At 30.2% G+C, this 21,152-nt stretch carries 17 protein-coding genes; 6 read left to right on the top strand and 11 right to left on the bottom strand.

The genetic code is table 11. The features are described 5' to 3' along the window. The first annotated feature begins 136 nt into the window (after positions 1–136). Positions 137–2,263 (top strand): autotransporter outer membrane beta-barrel domain-containing protein, encoded by a 2,127-nt coding sequence (locus tag CRV03_RS08125; RefSeq protein WP_164968640.1) that lies wholly within the window; start codon positions 137–139, stop codon positions 2,261–2,263. 254 nt (positions 2,264–2,517) lie between these two features. On the opposite strand, the gene CRV03_RS08120 is transcribed toward CRV03_RS08125, so the two are convergent. The 3 genes from CRV03_RS08120 to CRV03_RS08110 are packed head-to-tail and all read right to left on the bottom strand — an operon-like array spanning position 2,518 to position 4,715. Then, the gene (locus CRV03_RS08120; protein WP_129084637.1) at positions 2,518–3,087 is read right to left on the bottom strand and encodes a TetR/AcrR family transcriptional regulator; all 570 of its coding nucleotides are present in this window, start codon (positions 3,085–3,087) and stop codon (positions 2,518–2,520) included. A gap of 8 nt (positions 3,088–3,095) precedes the next feature. Beyond that, complete coding sequence (locus tag CRV03_RS08115; RefSeq protein ID WP_258239045.1) at positions 3,096–3,728, bottom strand: LysE family translocator; 633 nt, start codon at positions 3,726–3,728, stop codon at positions 3,096–3,098. A 9-nt stretch (positions 3,729–3,737) separates the two neighbouring features. Beyond that, positions 3,738–4,715, bottom strand: coding sequence for a hypothetical protein (locus CRV03_RS08110; protein ID WP_129084636.1), 978 nt, complete (start codon positions 4,713–4,715; stop codon positions 3,738–3,740). A gap of 177 nt (positions 4,716–4,892) precedes the next feature. On the opposite strand from CRV03_RS08110, the gene prpB reads away from it, so the two are divergent. The 5 genes from prpB (at position 4,893) to CRV03_RS08085 (ending at position 12,289) form a co-directional block, all read left to right on the top strand. Further along, positions 4,893–5,777, top strand: a complete 885-nt coding sequence (gene prpB, locus CRV03_RS08105; RefSeq protein ID WP_129084635.1) for a methylisocitrate lyase — start codon at positions 4,893–4,895, stop codon at positions 5,775–5,777. Between the two features lie 65 nt (positions 5,778–5,842). Continuing rightward, positions 5,843–6,952, top strand: coding sequence for a citrate/2-methylcitrate synthase (locus CRV03_RS08100; RefSeq protein ID WP_129084634.1), 1,110 nt, complete (start codon positions 5,843–5,845; stop codon positions 6,950–6,952). Between the two features lie 169 nt (positions 6,953–7,121). After that, a complete protein-coding gene (acnD, locus tag CRV03_RS08095; protein WP_129084633.1) occupies positions 7,122–9,719 on the top strand; it encodes a Fe/S-dependent 2-methylisocitrate dehydratase AcnD in 2,598 nt (865 codons plus the stop codon). A gap of 108 nt (positions 9,720–9,827) precedes the next feature. Further along, entirely contained in the window at positions 9,828–11,006 is a 1,179-nt protein-coding gene (prpF, locus tag CRV03_RS08090) for a 2-methylaconitate cis-trans isomerase PrpF (protein ID WP_129084632.1), read from the top strand. Positions 11,007–11,128: 122 nt separating this feature from the next. Continuing rightward, on the top strand, positions 11,129–12,289 hold the full coding sequence (locus CRV03_RS08085; protein ID WP_129084631.1) for an NnrS family protein: 1,161 nt from the start codon (positions 11,129–11,131) through the stop codon (positions 12,287–12,289). 3 nt (positions 12,290–12,292) lie between these two features. Here CRV03_RS08085 and CRV03_RS08080 read toward each other — a convergent pair whose 3' ends face one another. From CRV03_RS08080 to murI, 8 genes are all read right to left on the bottom strand, one after another. After that, entirely contained in the window at positions 12,293–14,425 is a 2,133-nt protein-coding gene (locus CRV03_RS08080; RefSeq protein WP_129084630.1) for a PAS domain-containing protein, read from the bottom strand. Then, positions 14,418–15,509, bottom strand: coding sequence for a substrate-binding domain-containing protein (locus CRV03_RS08075; protein ID WP_129084629.1), 1,092 nt, complete (start codon positions 15,507–15,509; stop codon positions 14,418–14,420). The genes CRV03_RS08080 and CRV03_RS08075 overlap by 8 nt, the downstream gene beginning before the upstream one ends. A gap of 87 nt (positions 15,510–15,596) precedes the next feature. Then, positions 15,597–16,139, bottom strand: coding sequence for a hydrolase (locus tag CRV03_RS08070; RefSeq protein ID WP_129084628.1), 543 nt, complete (start codon positions 16,137–16,139; stop codon positions 15,597–15,599). A 131-nt stretch (positions 16,140–16,270) separates the two neighbouring features. Next, positions 16,271–17,209: a hydroxymethylbilane synthase gene (gene hemC, locus CRV03_RS08065; protein WP_129084627.1), complete on the bottom strand. Its 939-nt coding sequence runs from the start codon at positions 17,207–17,209 to the stop codon at positions 16,271–16,273. Then, positions 17,210–18,040 (bottom strand): thioredoxin domain-containing protein, encoded by an 831-nt coding sequence (locus CRV03_RS08060; RefSeq protein WP_129084626.1) that lies wholly within the window; start codon positions 18,038–18,040, stop codon positions 17,210–17,212. 13 nt (positions 18,041–18,053) lie between these two features. Continuing rightward, positions 18,054–18,311, bottom strand: a complete 258-nt coding sequence (locus CRV03_RS08055) for a hypothetical protein (RefSeq protein ID WP_129084625.1) — start codon at positions 18,309–18,311, stop codon at positions 18,054–18,056. Positions 18,312–18,363: 52 nt separating this feature from the next. Then, positions 18,364–20,358, bottom strand: a complete 1,995-nt coding sequence (locus CRV03_RS08050) for a DNA polymerase III subunit gamma/tau (RefSeq protein ID WP_258239044.1) — start codon at positions 20,356–20,358, stop codon at positions 18,364–18,366. Continuing rightward, complete coding sequence (gene murI, locus CRV03_RS08045; RefSeq protein WP_129084624.1) at positions 20,351–21,142, bottom strand: glutamate racemase; 792 nt, start codon at positions 21,140–21,142, stop codon at positions 20,351–20,353. Before murI ends, CRV03_RS08050 begins: the two co-directional genes overlap by 8 nt. Positions 21,143–21,152 lie beyond the last annotated feature (10 nt).

The raw sequence follows: 21,152 nt of genomic DNA, 5'->3' as shown, positions 1-21,152 counted from the left end.
CCTTTCACTTTTTATTATATAGCACAATCGTTATATTTTGCGTTATATCTATTTTTTTTCAAAATTTTTTTCATTATAACGCAAGACGTAACGAGGGTATTTTATAATGGAAGTATATAAAAAAAAGGAAAGAAAAATGTTAGGAAAAAAAATAAAATTATCCCTTATAAGTGCAAGTATGCTTTGTTCTACTTTATATAGTGCTGATTTGATTATCAATGGTACAGTAACTACTGATCAGATTTTTGATGGTTCACAAGAAAGTGCAGAGATTACAGCAAATGGTCATATAAAACGTGATGTTTCGTCCGATACTGCAGGTATCTATTCTTTAGATAGTACATCAAGAAATTTTCTTGATAGTCCATATACACTAATAAATAGAGGGCATATTGATATAATTTCTAATACGGGCATGGCAGCTGGAATTAGTATAATTGACAATAGCTCAACAATTTCTAACTATGGAGAGATTGATGCTATTGGAATGAATGAAGGATATGGTATTCTTAGTACTTTCAATACTCTATCCTCTACAATAAATAACTTTGGTTCAATAAAGGTAAATACTTCTATAATAGGAGATTCTTATGGTATTTATAGTTATGAAAACTATGGAAATATAAATAATATTGGAACTATTATAGCTCAAAAAGATAATCTAAGAGATGACAATGCCTACTCTATTTATATAGCAAATAACCATCCTGGAAACATAAACAACACAGGAACATTAGATGGAAATATTTTTGCAAATGCTCAACTTCTTACAAACAGTGGTAACATAATCCTTCCATACAATGCAAATGGTGCAAATCCTGCTTATATAACAAATTTTATAAATAAATCAAATGGAGTTTTAGAAGTCTCTTTACAAGCAGGTACTGCTGGGGTTATGGGGCACTCTGAACTTAAAACAAAAACTGCAACTTTTGAAGATGGTTCAAGCATAAAAGTAAATGTCCAAGGACTAAGTTCTGATATAGAACTTCTTGTAGGAAACACTATGTCAAATGTGGTTTCATCTTCTACTTCTTTGGACATACAAGGAACTTTAAATATCACAGACAACTCTGCACTTTTAGATTTTGAGTATGTTGCTGATGCTGATTCTATTGATCTAAATATTATTGAAGGCTATACTATTAGTAATGCAGTTAATTCTTTAAATCCTAATAGTAATCCCAATCTAACCTCTATAGCCTCTTTACTTGACAATCTTAATGGAAATATCTCTTCTATGAATGATCTATTTAGTGCCTTAAATGCTTTACCTACAGACAGTGCAGTTGCTGATGCTATTGAATCTTTACTTCCTCAGATTGGAACTTCTTCTTTTTTAGTTGGTTCATCTGTTAATTCTAACATTCAAGCACTTATCTCTCAAAGGCAAGGAAACTCTTCTGGATTAAACTCTGGGGATATGATTTTAGAAAAAAACAAACGATTATGGCTTAAACCTTTTGCTTCTTCATCTAAGCAAGACAACAAAGATGGAATCTCTGGTTTTGATGTGGATTCTTATGGTATTGGTATAGGAAGTGACATTGAGTACAAAGAGAATCACAATTTTGGCTTAGGTCTATTTTATACTAATTCAGATGTAGATGTTAATGGTCTTTCTCAATCTTCAGATTTAGATATCTATACTTTATTAGCTTATGGTTCAAATCCTTTTTTAAATGATTATACTTTATTTTATCAAGGAAGTTACTCTTTACAAAGAACAGATTCAAATAGAAAGATATTTACAGGAGAAAATATAGATGCTTCATATACATCTAAATTAGCTTCACTATATTTAAAGCTTGACAGAAGTTTTTCTTTAAATAATACTTGGAGTTTAAAACCAAATGTTTCTTTACTATATAGACATTTCTCTTCTCCTTCATACAAAGAATCAGGTTCAACTAGTGCTAATCTTAAAATGGAAGAGTTCTCTTCTACTGATTTAATTCCATCAATAGGTTTAGACTCTACATATACTATTGATGATAGTTCTTATTTCTCTATTGGAACATCTCTAGGGTATAACTTACATGATAATGACAACTCTATCTCTGCTTCTTTTGTAAATGCTCCTAATGCTGGTTCTTTTACTTCTAAAGGGATTGATAATGGAAGATTCAATTATGATATCTCTTTATCTTATCAAAAAGAGTATTCTGATTCTAAAAGTTTTGATGTAACTTTATCTCACAATGGTGTTGGCTCATCTTTTTCTAACAATGCTGTTCATGCTAATTTTATTTTTGAGTTTTAAATTCTAATAAAAAGAACTTTCGTTCTTTTTATTAGGCTAATGCTTTTAAGCAAATTATCATACTACTAAACTGTAGTTTGGATAAAGAGTAGATTGAAGTTCCATAATAATTTATGAGAACTAAATCGGGGGAAGGGTTGACCAGATAGTCAAGTCATGGACACAAAAAAAAGGGACATGACTACTTAGTCAAAAAAATTATACCAAAGTTTGACTATATAGTCAAGAGTTTTTATCACTTAATCTAATGAAAATTACTTTTTTCTAATTGACTCAAAAAAAAGCTTCAATTGTTTCATACAAGTTTCAAAATGCATTCCATCTTGAGACTTCTTTGCAGTTGACAAAGCACCTTCAATAGTCGCAACTACAAACACTGCTAGACCTTTGATATCTTCATATTCTATTTCATTGTTAGCTTTTGCTTTTAGAAATACTTTTTCTAAAATTCCTTCAAAGTGAGTATATACTTTCTCTAAAGCCACCTTGAAATCTTTGTCTTGATGAGAAAGTTCTTGAACTAAAGTATTTAATCTACATCCAAAAGTAAAGTTAAATGACTCTTTATTGTTTAAAACTTCAAACATTGCATCAATATAGTTACCTTCTGTATCTAAAATCGCACCATACTTTTTATCTATATATTCAAAAATATGAGCATCAATAACAGCTAACATTAACTCTTTTTTAGATTTAAAAAAATGATACATACTACCTTTGTTCATTTTTGCTTTTTTAAGGATTTTATCAACTGATGTCGCATAGTATCCATTTTCATAAATCTCATCAAAAGTTACTTTTAATAATCTGTCTTTACTACTCATACTTTTCCTTATTTACTTAATGCTATTTTTATTCCTAGTGATATTAAAACAGCACCAACTGCTCTATCGAACCAAGCTCCAAATTTATTAAAAAATCTTCTTACACTATCTTTAGTTAAAAACAATGAAGTTATTACAAAATATAGTGTTGCTAGTAATACACAAAATAGTCCATAAATAGCTTGAACAAAAAGTGGAGTATCAATACTTATCACAACTGTAAACATTGATAGAAAAAATAGTGTTGCCTTTGGATTTAATGCATTACATAAAAATCCTACCATAAAAGATTTAAAATCACTTATGTTTTTATCATCTATTGTGTTATTATTATCAATTTTGAAACCTTTTGACCTCAAACTTGATATTCCAAGGTAGATTAAATATGCTGCACCTAGATATTTAATAATATTAAAAAGAATAATTGACTTTGAAATAATAAGCCCAATTCCTAATATACAATATATTATATGAATAGAACTTCCAAGACCTATTCCAATACTTGTGAAAATAGAAGCTCTTCTTCCATAAGTAATACTTTGTTTAAACACCATTGCAAAATCTGGACCCGGAGCTAATAATGCAATAAGCAAAGCGGTCATTAAAATCATAAACTCATTTATATATAATGTAAAATCCATAATGTACCTTTAGTTTCTTTTTTGTCCAGGTTTTGGTTTGCTTACTTGTTTTTGTAAATCTATACTAAGGTTATTATAGAAAAGCTCTCCATAATCTGTTGTTCTATTGATTGTTTCATAAGCTTGTAAAATACTATTGTTATATCTTACTGCATCTTTTAAAATATTGATAATATTAATTGACTCTAAAAAGTTTACATGAGATGGCGCTTCAACAGGAGAAGAATAGTATTTGTGCATTCTTTCCACTAAGTTTTTATTTCTAATTTCTATAAATACTGACTCAATAGGTGATTTAAAGAAAAGAATCTTTTGCTTGACATTTATAGAGATATATGTTGTTTCCATTCCATAGATTTTTCTTGAAAATGAATCAAACAAGAAAAGCTTTTTATTATAGTTATTGTTAAATAGTTCATATATAAGTTCTAAAATTTTGATTTTTTCTTCTTTTGTATAAAAGTTACCAAAGTTAGCAAAACAGAAAGATAATACTGATTTAATAGAGTACCACTCTGTAGTATCATAATCATATCTAAGCATTTGTTCTATTCTTGCTTGTTTTAACTCTTCTATTTCTGTTGAAGTTTTTGTTCTATATACTTTCTTTACTGCTGTATCTCTATACATAGGTCCAGGGAATTGTGCTTGAATTACAAATCTTCTATTTTTTTCAATATCCATTATGTATTTTAATCTTCCATAATAGTCTTCATCTATAATTCTTACTTCTTTTTGGGGAATCTGAGTAATTGACTTAACAAACTCATCACCTGTACATCCCTCTTCCCAAATAAAATCTGGATATCTAAATATTGTACATATTTTTTGTTTTACATCTTCATTTGGCTCTATATCAGAAATATTATCAATCCAAGAAGTAACTGTTCTTCTATCTTTTTGAATCAATGAAGCAAATTTAGATATACTTAGATTAGACCTTTTAAAAATTTCTATAAACTTCTCAATGCCGTTTTTATACATCATTCTCAAACCTTAAACTTATATTTAAGCATTATTGTACCAAAACAATACATAAGAACAAATATTGTACATATTTAAATTTTCATAAAAAAAATTGCCGTTTCCAAAACAAAAAATATACATTACCTAAATATAAATCTCATGTATAATGAAAGTCAATTAATTTTATGAAGGATTAACATGAGCGCAGGAAAAAAATTTAGAGAGGCTTTAAAAGAAGAAAGTCCTTTACAAATTGTAGGAACAATTAATGCTTACCAAGCATTACAAGCTACAAAAGTTGGACACAAAGCTATCTACCTTTCTGGTGGTGGTATTGCAAACGCTTCTTACGGATTACCTGATTTAGGTATGACTATGATTGAGGATGTATGTATTGATATTAGAAGAATTACTTCTATTTGTGATACTCCAGTAATCGTAGATGCTGATACAGGTTGGGGACATGCATTTAATGTTGCAAGAACTGTTAAAGAATTCATTAGATCTGGTGCAGCTGGTATGCATATCGAAGATCAAGTTGCAGCTAAAAGATGTGGTCACAGACCAAACAAAGAGTTAGTTACAACTGAAGAAATGTGTGACAGAATTAGAGCAGCAGTAGATGCTAAAATGCAATTAGACCCAGAGTTCTATATTATTGCTAGAACTGATGCACACCAATCAGAAGGTCAAGATGCAGCAGTTGCTAGAGCAAAAGCTTACGTTGAAGCTGGTGCAGATGCTATTTTTGCTGAAGCAATTCATACTTTAAAAGAGTATAAAGAGTTCTGCGATCAAATTGATGTTCCAGTATTAGCAAACATTACTGAATTTGGTGCAACTCCAATGTTCACAACTGAAGAATTAGCTTCTGTTGGAATTGATATGGTACTTTACCCATTATCAGCATTTAGAGCAATGAACAAAGCTGCATTAAATGTATACCAAGAATTAAAAGACAAAGGTACTCAAGAAGGTGTTCTTGATACTATGCAAACAAGAATGGAACTATACGATATGTTAGGTTACCATGAGTATGAAAAGAAAATGGATGAATTATTTGCTAAGGGAAAAGCAAAATAATTTATACATAAATTATAATTTAAATTAAAAAAATCTAGGGAAAAGATAAATATAAGGAGAATATAATGAGTGGATTAGCAGGTGTTACAGCAGGTCAATCAGCAATTTGTACGTGTGGATTAGGAAATGGTCTTAACTATAGAGGTTATGATATTGCAGATTTAGCTTTAAAAGCTGACTTCGAAGAAGTTGCATTTTTACTATTAAATGGTGAATTACCAAATAAACAAGAACTTAAAATGTTCAGAAGAAAAATTATTGCAGGTAGACAATTACCAGCTTCTGTAAAAGAAGTATTAAAAGCAATTCCAGCTTCTTCTCACCCAATGGATGTTATGAAGACTGCTACTTCAGCTTTAGGTTGTATTGAGCCAGAAGCAGAAGATTTCTCTGACCAAATGGATAAAATTACAAGATTATTAGGAGCATTTCCTTCATTCTTAGTTTACTGGCATCACTGGCACGTAAATGGTAAAGAGATTGAATTAGCTTCTGATGAAGATACAATTGCAGGATATATTGTAGAAAGATTAAAAGAAGTTAAACCATTAGACGTAGAAGTTAAAGCTATGAACGCTATGTTAACTTTATATGCAGAGCACGAATTCAATGCATCAACTTTTGCAAACAGAATTACAGCATCAACTTTATCAGACATCTACTCTTGTATGACTACTGGTATTGGTACATTAAAAGGTCACTTACACGGTGGAGCAAATGAAGTTGCAATTAAATTTGTACTTGGATTTGACAATGTTGAGCACGCGTTAACTTCAGTTGATGAATTATTCGCTAAAAAAGAAAAAATCATGGGATTCGGTCACAGAGTATATAGAGAAGTTGACCCAAGATCTCCTATCGGATTCGAATTAGCAAAAGAATTAAAAGAGTTAGAAACTTCTGACCCTAAATTATTTGATATTGCTAAAGCAGTTAGAGATAAAGTTAAAGCTGAAAAAGGTTTACCAGATAATATCGACTTCTTCGGTGGATTAATTTATCACTATATGGAAATCGAAAGATTATATTATACTCCATTATTCATTATGTCAAGAGCTGCTGGATGGGCTGCTCACGCATTTGAACAAAGAGCAAACAACAGAATTATCAGACCAAGTTCAGAGTATACTGGACCTGAGCCAAGAGATTTCGTTGCTTTAGAAGATAGAGCATAATAAACTACTCTTCCCTTACGGGAAACAAATTTGACTAAAACTATTTTAAGTAAGCTTTCAAAGCTTACTTAAAACAAAGTGCCACACTTCAGTGGATAAATTCATATAAAATTTAGCACTGATGGCAAAATATTGGGAAAACCTAAACTTTAATAAACAGGTATATAAAATGACAAACGAAAAATATCTTAAAGACCTTGATGGTGTAGATGGTGTTAAGTATTATGATGTAAAATCAGCAGTAGAAGATATTACTCCTGGTTCATTTGAAAAACTAAACTATACTTCAAGAGTATTAGCAGAAAACTTAATTAGAAAATGTCCAAGTGAAGACTTAAAAGATTCACTAGTTCAATTAATTGAAAAAAGAACAGACAAGGATTTCCCTTGGTATCCATCAAGAGTAATCTGTCACGATATCTTAGGACTTACAGCATTTGTTGACTTAGCAGGACTAAGAGAAGCAGTTGCTAGTAAAGGTGGAAACCCTGATAAGGTTAACCCAGTTGTTCCAACACAATTAATCGTTGACCACTCATTAGCAGTAGAGTGTGGTGGATTTGATCCAGATGCATTCCAAAAAAATAGAGATATCGAAGACAGAAGAAATGCAGATAGATTCCACTTTATTAACTGGACTAAAGAAGCATTTAACAATGTAGATGTTATTCCTCCAGGTAATGGTATTATGCACCAAATCAACCTTGAAAAAATGTCTCCAGTTGTACACTTAAATGATGGTGTTGCAAGTCCAGATACATTAGTTGGTACTGACTCACATACTCCACACGTAGATGCACTTGGTGTAATCGCTGTTGGTGTTGGTGGATTAGAAGCTGAAAACGTAATGTTAGGTAACCCTTCATATATGAGAGTTCCTGAAATCATTGGTGTTGAAATTACTGGTGAAAGAGCACCTGGAATTACTGCAACGGATATTGCACTTTCAATGACTTCATTCTTAAGAGAAAATAATGTTATCTCTGCATATTTAGAGTTCTTTGGATCTGGTATTAAATACCTTAACTTAGGTGATAGAGCTACTATTGCAAATATGACTCCTGAATATGGAGCATCTGCTGGTATGTTCGCTATTGATGAGCAAACTATTTCTTACTTAAAAGTAACAGGTAGAGAGCAAAAACAATGTGAATTAGTTGAAGCTTACGCTAAAGCAAATGGTTTATGGGCAGATCAATTTGACAATGCTACATATGCTAGAACTATTCAATTTGACTTATCTAAAGTAACTAGATCTTTAGCAGGTCCTTCTAAACCTCATAAATTAGTTCCAACTTCTACTTTAAAAGATGAAGGTATTGTAAAAGAGTGGACTCAAGAAGGTGATTTAATTCCAGATGGTGGTATTTTAATTGCTGCTATTACTTCTTGTACAAATACTTCAAACCCAAGAAACGTTATTGCTGCTGGTTTACTAGCTAAGAAAGCAAACGAACATGGATTACAAAGAAAGCCATGGGTTAAGTCTTCATTAGCACCAGGTTCAAAAGTTATTGAAGTATATTTAAAAGAAGCTGGATTACTACCTGAAATGGAAAAATTAGGATTCGGTGTTGTTGGTTTTGCATGTACTACTTGTAATGGTATGTCTGGTGCATTAGATGAAAAAATCCAACAAGAAGTAATTGATAGAGATATCTATTCAACTGCTGTACTTTCTGGAAACAGAAACTTTGATGGAAGAATTCACCCATACGTAAAAGAAGCATTCTTAGCATCTCCTGCACTTGTTATTGCATATGCATTAGCTGGTACTGTTAGATTTGATATTGAAAATGACTCTTTAGGAAAAGATGCAAATGGAAACGACATCAAGTTAGCTGATTTATGGCCATCTGATGAAGAGATTGATGCAGTTGAAAAAGAGTTTGTTAGACCTGAAATGTATAACAACATTTATGACCCAATGTTTAATAGAGATGGAATTACTGCTGTTAAAGCTGAGCCATTCTATAAGTGGAATCCAAACTCAACTTATATTCAAAAACCACCATATTGGGAAGATGAATATATGCAAATGCCTGCACTTAAAGGTTTAAGACCATTAGGTGTATTCCCAGATAATATCACAACTGACCACTTATCGCCATCAAATGCTATTTTACCAGATTCAGCTTCTGGTGAATATTGTATTTCAAAAGGTCTTCCAATTCCTGACCTTAACTCTTATGCTACGCATAGAGGTGACCACAATACTGCTTCTAGAGCAACATTAGCAAATCCAAAACTATTTAATGAAATGGTTAAAGATGAAAATGGAAATGTTAAGCAAGGTTCATTAACTAAGATTATGCCAGAAGGTACTGAGTCAAGAATGTGGGAAGCTATTGAAGAGTATAACAATAGAAAACAACCACTTATTATCATTGCTGGTACTAACTATGGTCAAGGTTCATCAAGAGACTGGGCAGCTAAAGGTGTAAGACTTGCTGGTGTTGAAGTTCTTATTGCTGAGTCAATTGAGAGAATTCACAGAACTAACTTAGTTGGAATGGGTGTATTACCATTACAATTTAAAGAAGGTGATACAAGATTTACTTACAATATTGATGGTTCTGAAACTTTTGATATTGAAGGTGAAATCACTCCAAGATGTGACTTAACTGTTGTTATGACAAGAGCAAATGGTGAAGTTGTTAAATTCCCTGTATTATGTAGATTAGATACTTCTGCTGAAGTTGAAGTTTACAAAAATGGTGGTATTTTACAAAAATTCGCTAAAGATGTTGTTGCTGAAACTAAGTAAGACTAACATCTAAATTTAAAAAAGAGGTTCTCCTCTTTTTTAGATATTTATAGAAGAATTAATATAGATTTTTCTATAAATATTTAAAATTAAAAAGGGAAAATTATTATGAGTTATCAACCACAATTTAAAGTAAAAGCAACATATATGAGAGGTGGTACTTCAAAGGGTACTTTCTTTAATATTGCAGACCTTCCAAAAGAAGCACAAGAAGATGGAAGAAAAAGAGATAAATTACTTCAAAGAATTGTAGGTTCTCCTGACATTTATAAAAAGCAAATGGACGGTATGGGTGGAGCTTCTTCATCTACTTCTAAAGCTATTTTAGTTGGTAAATCTGATGTTCCAAATCATGATGTAGATTACTACTTCTGCCAAGTTGCAATTGATAAAGACTTTGTAGATATGAGTGGAAACTGTGGAAACTTATCATCTGCTGTTGGTCCTTTTGCTATTCATGAAGGATTAGTTGATAATGTACCTGAAAATGGTGTTTGTTGTGTAAGAATTTGGCAAGCAAATATCAAAAAAACTATTCTATGTTATGTAACAATGGAAAATGGAATGGTTAAAGAGATGGGAGATTATGAGATTGATGGTGTTGCTTTCCCTGCTGAAGAAATCAAATTAGAGTTTGTTGAGCCAGTTGACCCATCTGAAGAACTGTTCCCTACTGGAAATTTAGTAGATGATTTAGAAGTTGAAGGTGTTGGTACATTTAAGGCAACTATGATTACTGCTGGTATTCCAACTGTATTTGTAAATGCTGATGAAATTGGATACAAAGGAACTGAACTTCAAGGTGATATTAACTCTGATACTGAAGCTTTAGAGAGATTTGAAAAAATCAGAATTGCGGGTGCTCTTAAAATGGGTGTTATGCAAAGTGCCGAGGATGCCTTAACTCAACAACACACACCAAAAATTGCATTTGTATCTGGCGCACAAGACTTTATAACTTCTTCTGGTAAAGAAGTAAAAGCAGATGAAATGGATTTACATGTAAGAGCTTTATCTATGCAACAACTACACCATGCGATGATGGGAACTGCTTCAGTTGCTATTGGTGTTGCTGCTTGTATTCCAGGGACATTAGTTAACCTTGCTGCTGGTGGAGGAGAGAAAGATACAGTTACTTTCGGTCATCCATCAGGGGCAATCAAGGTTGGAGCATCTTTATCACAGAAAGATGGAAAATATATTGTAGAAAAAGCTAGTATGAGTAGAAGTGCAAGAATCATCATGGATGGTAATGTTCACGTACCTGCTGGCACTATGGACGTTTAATTAGACAATATAGCCAAGCTGAAAAGGTCTGAACTTTATGTTCAGGCCTTTTTTTATTGATTAAAATCAATAAACTAACCTCTCTTTTATGTAATACTTCCTAAAATTTATTAGGATATGTTATGCAATTTTCAACTTCTCCCAAACAACAAGTTATAGAACAAACATGGAAAGAAAAATTTTGTTCACAAGCTCACCAAATGTTTTTTGTAAGTGCAATCTTTTTCTCTATCTTTATAATGATAATGACCCTATTTTCTTTGATGGGTAAAACATCTTTAGAGTTTTCTACTATTCATGGTTTTGGACTAAACTATGCAGTATTTACAAATGCTTTCTTAGGGTTTTTAATTACAGTTATTCCAAAATATAATGCAGCCCCTGCAATTAAAGAAAGCCTATATGTAAAGCCATGGATTATTATGCAAGGTGGTATTTTCATAGGCTTATTAATAAATTCATTAGTTGGAAAACTAATTGTTGCATTAGTGATGTTTTATTTTGCAAAGATTTTTTACTCAACTATAAAAGAAGGAAAAGCCTTTATCAAAGAGGATAGTATTTACTTAAACTCTATTTTTATTATAGGTGCTGTTCTTCTTACTATTGAAGCTTTATTTAGTCTAAATTTATCTTATTTAATCTTCTTTGCTTATTTAATAAATATGGTGTATTTTGTAGCTTTAAGAATGATTCCAGGGTTTTATTTTACCTATACAAAAATCAATCCATGGCAAAAACCTAAGTTTATTAAACCTTTATCTTTTGTACTTATCACAATTGTTGCTATTGCTTTACAGTTTGACTTAAAGTCTCTTATTATTGCTAGTTCATTTTTATCATTTTTATTTTTTACATATGTATTTATTAAACTTAATATGTTTAAAAAGACAAGTGCCATTTTACAGATTTTAGTACTAGGTTTTGCATGGTTTCCATTAGGTTTTGCAGGAATATTTATAGAATCACTAGTAGAAGGTTCTATTTTAAAATTAGGACTTCATATTTTTGCCCTTGGGTTTGTGACAACTTTATTAATTGGGTTTGGAAGTAGAGTTAGCTTAGGTCATGCAATTCCTGCTCAACCTATTGTTGCAGATGAACTTACTAAATGGCTTTTTGTATTAACACAAGTTTTAGTTATAGCAAGAGTTGCTGCTTCTATTTTAGTATTAGATAACTCAACTATGTTTATGAATATCTTACACTTAAGTGCAACTATTTGGATACTTTTATTTTTTGTTTGGACTTTAAAATATGGGAAATATCTACTTAGAATTTAATACCTATTGATTTACATTAATAGGTATTACTATTGTAAACTCTTCACCTTTGTATTTTCCTTTTTCATACTCATATACAATTGTTTCATTATAAATTTGCCCATTAAAATGCTTTTTTATAATCTCAGAAGACATATAAAGACCTAAACCAGTTCCTTGGGATTTATGTTTTGTAGTAAAATACGGTTCATAAATCTTCTCTTTAATTTTCTCTTTAATTCCACCTGCATTATCAGATACTTTAATAATAACCTTATCATCTTCGATATAATTTTTCATAAAGATATACTTTTTATTTTCTGGTTTTAAATTAGCTTGAATAGCATCTTTTGCATTGTTAATAAGATTAATAACTACTTGCATTAGTTCAAACTTATAACCTTTTATATTAACTGGTGTTAAATCAGTATGTAGATATATTCCATGTGACTTATATGAAGTTTCAAAGATTTCGATATTCTCTTTTATAATATCTTCTAAGTTAAATGTTTCAAGCTCTTTATTTGGGTTAAAGAAGTTTCTAAACTTATCAATAATTGTAGATAGATATTGAACTGTATCAACTATTTTTTCTAAATCTCTTACAGTCTCTTCTTTTTTATCTATCTTAAGCTCTATTTGCATAATTTGACTTGAAGAGATAGTACTAATTACATTTAAAGGCTGTCTCCATTGGTGGGCAATATTACCAATCATTTCACCCATAGAGGCTAATTTACTTTGTTGGTAAATCATTTGTTCTTTTTTCTTATTATCTTTTTGTAGTCTAATAATTTCATCAACATCCGTATGAAAACCTGTCATTCTTATTGGTTTTCCTTCTATATCAAAAAATACTTTTCCTCTAATTCTTAGCCATCTATAAGAACCATCTTTACATCTAAACCTATAATGGTCTTGATAAAAGCTTGTTTCTCCCCTTAGATGTTTAGCTAGTTTTTTTAAAGTATTTTTATAATCAGCAGGATGAACACTCTTTTTCCAAAAGTTTTTAATATCATCTACCTCATCTAAAGAGTTATAACCTAACATCTCTAAATATCTTCTAGAGTAGTATGCACTATCATTTACTAAATCTAAGTCCCAAAGCCCATCTTGAACTCCCTCAATAGCTCTTGCATATTGCTCTTTTAAATCTCTTAATTCATCAATAATATCTTTTAGATTCACGGCAAAGTTATCAAACTCTAAAATATTGCTCTGTTCATAAATCACTAGTTTATTGTCTTTTGATTCTTTTGCAAAGTTTAGAAGTTTTGAGAAGGGTTCTATAAAATATCTATTTGTGAAGATATATAAAATTGTAAAAGAGACTACAACAAAAAGAAGTAATAATATACCAGCTTTCATAAAATCATTTTTCAATAATGAAATTGAAGAGTTATTGATAATATATATTACATTTATAAAGTCATTATTGCTAATGTCAACTCTTTCATTGAAATATATCTTGTCATTGTTCTTTATAATCTCTTTGTTTTTTAAACTCTCTATATTTGTTAATTCATTTTTTGCAGTTGTTGCTACTAAATAATCATCATGGTAAACAAACACATCTACTAAAGAGGCATTTTCTTTGATATTAGAAACTATAGAGAAGTTGTCATTTATGATTTTCCCCGCATAAAGTTTTGCATTTACTCTTCCTGTTTCTTGATTAATAATCTTTTTAGAACTAAGAAGAATTAAAAACTTCTCTCCTTTGTTTTCTATGATTAAAAAGATATTTCCTTCTTTTACTCTTTTTTTACTTATTTGTTTAATTATATAATCTGTATCAAATAAAGAGTTACTAAAATCAATAATCTCTTTATCCTTTTCTAAATAGAGTAAATCTACTTGATCAGTAGATATTGAATCACTTATTAATCTCTCTATAGAGTTTTCACTTTCATCTACTTTTGAAAGAATCTTACTTATTTTAAAAGTAATCTCATCAAGACTTTTTTTCTCATTTGATACTATTATTTTTGTTAGATTTTTTGTTTGATTAAAGTACTGTTTTAAATTGTGATTTAGTACTTTTTCTGTAGAAAAGTATGCCCAAATAGAAATACCAAAAGATACAACTATTAAAAATATTATAATAGATAAACTATTTATTAAGGTAAGGGAAAATTTCTTTTTCTTAATCATCTTTTGTATACCTAAAAGCTATATTTCTTAAATTCTCCAACTCAGTTTTATCTATGTTTTTATCTACTAGAGCAAACTCTCCTGAGTAAATAGTTGGAACCTTATATGATTGATTAGAGATATCAAACTTAATTGCTTCTGCCATTGCTACACCATTATCATCATTCATTCTCATAACAGTTATATCAAGCTCACCTTTTTCGATAGCTTCTAACTCTTTAAAGCCTCCACCCCAGCCATTTACTTTTATTTTACCTAATAAATTTTTCTCTTTTAATGCTTCTATTGCTCCCATTGCAATATCAGTTGTACAAGCATAGATAAACTTTATATTACTATCTCTATTAAGTAAATCGAGTGTTGCATTTTTTGCTTTCTCTTTATTTACATCAGTATAGTATTCATGTATTACTTTCAATTCAGAGTTTTTCCTAATATAGTCTACGAATTTATTTCCCCTCATAAAACTAACATACCCTTTTGAACCATATAAAACAGCATAATTTCCTTTTCCATTTGTCTGTTTTATATAATAGTCTGCTAAAAGTTTACTTCCCTTATAATGGTCAAAACCAACATAAATAAAAGGTTGTCTCTCTCCCCATGCTTTTATAGGAGTTGTTATATTCTGTAAAATAAGTTTTGTTTTTCTTTTGCTAATAATTCTTTCTATAAACTTTTTATGTTTATTAGCATCAAGGGTAAAAATAAGATAGTCAGGATTTAGTTTTAATGCTTTCATTAAGTGTTTTGATTGCTCTTTAATTTCAATTGCAGGTTTTGAAAAGAACTCAATTAGTTCATAATCTATATTTAACTCTTTTAATCTTTTCTCAAAAGAGATTTTACTTTTTCTCCAATAATCAGAAATCTGATTTGCAGGATACACAAGTACAACTTTTATTTTTTTATTCTTTTTTTCTAAAGCCTGTGCATTCTCTTTTACAGTTCTTTTAAACTCATTGTATTTGTATTCTTGTTTATTTTTTTCTAGATATTCTTTAACTTGATAATACTCACTATTAGTTGCATTTAAAGCAGTAAGCATAAATAAAAGTAATAAAATTTTTGGAAGATATTTCATATTTTGCCTTTAATAAAAAATATTATAACAAAATTGTAAAATTTAGTAAATAAATGGTTTGTAAGTTCTTAAGTAAAGTAGCCTAGGCTACTTTACAAGTTTTGATATTTCTTTAAATACAGGGTGTTTAGCGTTTACTGTTAGCTCAAATAATAGTGATTCATAAGTAGTTGGAATAGCACCTGCTTGAACAAGTCTAGTTATTGCCATCTCTTTATCTTTCTCTTTTCTTGAGTTAACACAATCAGTTACTAATACAACTTTAAAGCCCTCTTCTAATAAATCAATTGCCGTTTGTAAAACACAAACATGAGTTTCAATACCTGCTAAAATAACAGTATCTCTACCACTTGCTTTAATTGCATTTAATCCATCTTCATTTCCACAACAAGAGAATGTTGTTTTTTCAAAGTGAGGATAATCTTTTGTTAGTTCTTGAATACTAGGAATTGTTTCACCAATACCTTTTTTATATTGTTCATTTACAATAACAGGAACTTCATGCAATTTTAATCCTTTGATTAAAATCTGTAAGTTCTTTTCTAACTCTTCATTATTTGAAATATGTGGGAATAGTTTTTCTTGGATATCTACTTGTACAAAGATTGAATTTTCTGGTTTTATTCTCATATTATCTCCTTAATTTAATAATTAATAATACAAAAATATATAGGGAAAATCTAGTAAATTTACTATTTTACTTGGGATTTTTTTAATTTGAGAAGTAACTAAGCATAAAGGGCAAAAAGCCCTTAAAAATGCTATGCAAATGCTACTTTTTCTGCTCGCGCTAGTAACTCTTTTGCACCTTGGTCAATAAAAGTTTGAGCTAAAGTTTTACCAATTGTTTTATATTCATTAATATCTGCAACAATATCTTCTTGAATATATTCACTTCCATCTGGCATACCAACAATTGCTCTAACATCAACAGAGTTTTCATCAATAATAGTTGCTTTAATTCCAATAGGAACTTGACAACCACCTTCTAATGTTCTAACAAAATCTCTTTCAATTGTAGATTCAATTTCTGCGTTTTTATCATGTAATACAGATAATAACTCAACTAACTCTGGATTATCTAAAGTTTCAATTCCTAAAGTTGCTTGTCCCATTGATGGAATCATATCTTCTGTTGAAATAGGATTAAAGTGTTTAACTTCATCTTCAATTTTAAGTTTTTGAACACCTGTTGCAGCTAAAATAATAGCATCATACTCACCAGCTTTTAGTTTTCCTATTCTAGTATTAATATTTCCTCTTAAGTCTTTTAAAACAATATCAGGTCTTAATAGTTTAATTTCAAGTCTTCTTCTTAAACTTGTAGTTCCTACAACTGCATTTTCAGGTAGTTCTTGAATACTTGCATACTTTTCACTTAAAAGTGCATCTCTTGGGTCAAACCTTTTAGAAAGTGCAGCTAATACAAAACCATCTTCAAACTCAACTGGAACATCTTTTAAAGAGTGAACAGCAATATCAGCTTCTTTATTTAAAAGTGCTATCTCTAACTCTTTTGTAAATAAACCTTTACCACCAATTTTTGCTAAAGGAACATCTAAAATCTTATCTGCTTTTGTAGAAAATGATTTTAACTCAACTTCTAAGTCTGGATAGTGCTCATTTAATTGTGCTTTGATATATTCACTTTGCCATAATGCTAAATTACTACTTCTTGTTGCTATTACTATTTTCTTCATTTATTTTCCTAACTCTTCATATTTTAATTTAGATTTATCTTGTTCACCATTAATAAAAACAGTTGGTGTACCTTGAACTAAAACATTTTCACCCATAGATACATCTTCAAAGATTTCTTCATTTATTTTTTTGCTGTTTATATCTTCTTTTGTATATGATGTTTTAAACACTTTATTAAATACATCAATTACAATAGTTTCATCTTTTACTTTTGATGAAAACTTTTCATCCCAAAATACTGAATATACTTTTTGCTCAATATCTTTTATTCCATCATGCTTTGCTTTAGCCATTAGTTTTACTAAAGGAGCTGCTGCTGGATGAATAGCTAAAAGAGGAAAATGATAATAGTATAATGCTATTTTATCTTCATATTTTTTAACATGCTTAATTACATCTGGCACATAATCCATACAAAAAGGACATAAAGGGTCAGAGAAGACTACAATCTTATCTTTTGCATTATGATTTCCTGCAATTAATCTTTTCTTATCATAATATTTCTCAGTTAATTTAGGAGTCATTACATCTTTTAGTGATTTTCCTGTTTTTAAGTCAAATAACTCAGATGAGATAACTTCTCCATTTGAAAATACTATATCTTTAGCATTTACTTTATTTCCAGCCATTGTTGCTTTAATATCAACAATAAAACCGTACCAACCCTTTTGAGCTAACTCTTTTTTCATAAAAATTGATAAATCATCAACCTCTACTCTAGGGTTTTGAGAAAATCTTTTCTTTTCAAACTCTAATATTTGGTCTTCAATTTTATCAGCACTTAAATAAGTTGCCAATAAAAATATTGGAAGCAGTAGTTTTAAAATCATATATTTCCTTTCATTAATTTCTAGTTTTTACAGTTATCTTTTTAACATGTAATAACTCTTTTGCTCTATCAAGCATTGGAGAATTTAATATCTCATTTAATTCTAACTCTCTTTGAGAAGGAGCTGGGTTTGCTGTTTTTTGCATATCAGCAACACAACCAGAACCTACCTCAACATCTTCAATCATAGAGCCACTATCAGATGAGTTATTTTGTTCTTCATTTTTAGATTCGTACCATTTTTTAGCTTCATCCAAAGAAATATCATTCACCTGAGCAATTCTTCTTATTTCATTCTCAATATTTTCTTCTTGTGGCTTTTTTTTAGGCTCCTCTTGTGGAGGGGTCTTCCTTTATAAATTCAATCTCTGTATTTTCACCGAAAATATCATAAATGAATATTTTGATTACACCATAATGTTTAAGTAAGAATTTTCTATCTTCCCCTTGTGCATAAGAGCTTATTTGAAGTTTATTATCTTCAAATGATTTATAGATAAAATTATGCTCAAAAAGTTCTCCTAATTGAACATCTCTTTCATAAACTTTATTGATAAGTTTTTCATACACATCTTTGTTTGGGTCATAGGCTTCAACAACAGGTTCTTCTTGGGCTATTTGTACAGGTTCAAGAGGCTGTTCTACTTGTACATTTTCAGTTTGTACTTCACTTTGGTTTACTGACTCTTGAGCTTGAACAGGTTCAGAGGTAGCTTCAAAAGGTGTACTATTTTCAAATGGACTAGAAGAAGGCTCTTCTTGTACAACTGGTGTTTCAACTTGTGTAGTCTCAGACACAGTTGAAGTTTCAGAAGAAATCACCTCTTCTTTTGTTTGTTCAGTACTTGGTTCATCAAATGGTGTTGCAAACTCATCAAAAGGAGTAGCAAAACTATCTTCTTGCACCTCTGGTTCTTTTTCTAAAGTAGTTTGAGCTACTGGTTCTTGAATTTGAGTTGATTCTTGTACTGGTTCTTCTTTTACTTGAACTACTTCTTGTGTAGGTTCTTGTTCAAAAGGAACTGCTTCTTGAACAGCTGCTTTCTCTACAGTTTCTATAGGTTTTACAGTCTCAATTGCATCAATACTATCTAAAGAGATATCATTTTGTGCATTTGCAGTACGTTGGTTTTGATGATATTGTTCATTTAACTGTACTGGCTTATCATCATAGGCATGATTAATATCATTGTTTGCATGCTCTACAACTTTTTGAACTGATATCGCCTCTTTCATCATAGGCTTAACTTCTACTTCTTCAACTTGATTGATAATATCATCAATAGTTTTTAGGTTTGTTGCTTCAATCATTTTTAGAAGACTTAAAATAAGAACAAAAGATCCATCTGAATTTAAAGCTAGTAAATGTTTTGCGTCACTTAATATTCTAAAGAATCTATCAAAAAGAAGTAAATCAAATTTTGCATCTTTATCAAGCATCTTCTGTCTAAGATAAATTGTCATCTCATCACAAACTTGAGAAACCTCATAATTCTCAAGCTCTTTAACTAAGTCTCTTACATCACCTTTTTTTAATATTACATCAAAAATCTTATCCATAAGTTCTGGTTCAATAAGACCTAACATATCAACTACAGCTGCTACTGTTATTTTTCCCTTTGAGAAAATAATAGCTTGGTCAAGTAAAGTTAGAGTATCCCTTAAACTTCCTTGTCCACTTCTTGAAATAATATCAATTGCAGCAGTTTCAAACTCAATATTCTCTTCATTTAAAATATGTGATAAGTGATGAAGTACATCAGTATTTGCAATTTTATTAAATCTAAAGTGTTGAGTACGGCTTAAAATAGTTGCTGGAAGTTTTAGTGGGTCAGTAGTTGCAAGAATAAACTTTACAAAACCAGGAGGTTCTTCAAGTGTTTTAAGTAAGGCATTAAATGCTTGTGTAGTAAGCATATGAACCTCATCGATAATAAACACTTTAAATCTAGCACTGCTTGGTTTGTATTTTGTGTGCTCAATTAAATCTTTAATATCATCAATACCTCTATTTGAAGCAGCATCCATCTCTATAACATCTAGGTGTCTATTTGCATTTGCACTTTGACAGTTTTCACATACTTCACATGGCTTTGATGTAGGTCCATTTGAGCAAAGAAGCGCTTTTGCCATAATTCTTGCAGTTGAAGTTTTACCACTTCCTCTTAATCCACTAAAAAGGTAAGCATGAGATAATCTGTTTGAGTCTAATGCCAATGAAAGAGTTTGTGAAATTGTTGTTTGCCCAACTAAATCTTCAAATCTTTTTGGTCTATATTTTAATGCTAAAACTTTTTTTTCAATTTCATTATTACTCATGTACTTCCCTTACCATTATTTTTCCACCATCTTCCCAATTTTCTAAAATCATATTAATCATATCTTTTTTTATTTCACCTGTGTAGAAAACTTTTATTCTTGTTTCTTTATTTTTTATATTATTAGAAGTCAAACTCTCTAATCTTCTTGCAATAGCAGAACCTGTCTCAATTAATTTTATATTTGCTCCCATAATCTCTTTTATTAAATCACTAACTAAAGGATAATGAGTACAACCTAAAACTATAGTATCTACACTTTTTTCTTTCATAGGTTCTAACCAAGTAGTTAACATCTTATGTGTATCTACATGGGAAACTTTTCCGTTTTCTATTTGTTCAACTAAACCTTTACAAGCTTGGTCATAAACCATAACTTCATGCTCTAAAGATAAATCCTTTAAAAGCTTTTGATACTTTTCACCACTTAAAGTAGCAGGTGTTGCTAGAACTCCTATACTTTTAGATTCAGTTGTTTGCATTGCTGGTTTTACACCAGGTTCTGTTCCTATTACAATTAAATTAGGAAACTCTTCTCTTAAATTTATAATTGCTGCTGATGTTGCTGTGTTACACGCTACAATTAAAGCATCTATTTTATGTGTTTTTATTAAATAATTTGTAATATCTAAACTATGCTTTAAAATTTGTTCTTTTGTTTTTTCTCCATAAGGGGCAAACAATGTATCTGCAATATAAAAAACCTCAATACCCTTTAAAGAGTTTGCGATTGCTTGAACTACTGTTAAGCCTCCAAGACCTGAATCAAACACACCAACTTTCAAACAAAACCTT

This window comes from Arcobacter sp. F155, from assembly GCF_004116455.1.
GTDB lineage: Bacteria > Campylobacterota > Campylobacteria > Campylobacterales > Arcobacteraceae > Halarcobacter.
This window is presented reverse-complemented; position numbering and strand designations above follow the sequence as displayed.

Coding starts and splice junctions, on each gene's coding strand:
- CRV03_RS08125 (WP_164968640.1), top strand. CDS start 137: ATGTTAGGAAAAAAAATAAAATTATCCCTTATAAGTGCAAGTATGCTT.
- CRV03_RS08120 (WP_129084637.1), bottom strand. CDS start 3,087: ATGAGTAGTAAAGACAGATTATTAAAAGTAACTTTTGATGAGATTTAT.
- CRV03_RS08115 (WP_258239045.1), bottom strand. CDS start 3,728: ATGGATTTTACATTATATATAAATGAGTTTATGATTTTAATGACCGCT.
- CRV03_RS08110 (WP_129084636.1), bottom strand. CDS start 4,715: ATGATGTATAAAAACGGCATTGAGAAGTTTATAGAAATTTTTAAAAGG.
- prpB (WP_129084635.1), top strand. CDS start 4,893: ATGAGCGCAGGAAAAAAATTTAGAGAGGCTTTAAAAGAAGAAAGTCCT.
- CRV03_RS08100 (WP_129084634.1), top strand. CDS start 5,843: ATGAGTGGATTAGCAGGTGTTACAGCAGGTCAATCAGCAATTTGTACG.
- acnD (WP_129084633.1), top strand. CDS start 7,122: ATGACAAACGAAAAATATCTTAAAGACCTTGATGGTGTAGATGGTGTT.
- prpF (WP_129084632.1), top strand. CDS start 9,828: ATGAGTTATCAACCACAATTTAAAGTAAAAGCAACATATATGAGAGGT.
- CRV03_RS08085 (WP_129084631.1), top strand. CDS start 11,129: ATGCAATTTTCAACTTCTCCCAAACAACAAGTTATAGAACAAACATGG.
- CRV03_RS08080 (WP_129084630.1), bottom strand. CDS start 14,425: ATGATTAAGAAAAAGAAATTTTCCCTTACCTTAATAAATAGTTTATCT.
- CRV03_RS08075 (WP_129084629.1), bottom strand. CDS start 15,509: ATGAAATATCTTCCAAAAATTTTATTACTTTTATTTATGCTTACTGCT.
- CRV03_RS08070 (WP_129084628.1), bottom strand. CDS start 16,139: ATGAGAATAAAACCAGAAAATTCAATCTTTGTACAAGTAGATATCCAA.
- hemC (WP_129084627.1), bottom strand. CDS start 17,209: ATGAAGAAAATAGTAATAGCAACAAGAAGTAGTAATTTAGCATTATGG.
- CRV03_RS08060 (WP_129084626.1), bottom strand. CDS start 18,040: ATGATTTTAAAACTACTGCTTCCAATATTTTTATTGGCAACTTATTTA.
- CRV03_RS08050 (WP_258239044.1), bottom strand. CDS start 20,358: ATGAGTAATAATGAAATTGAAAAAAAAGTTTTAGCATTAAAATATAGA.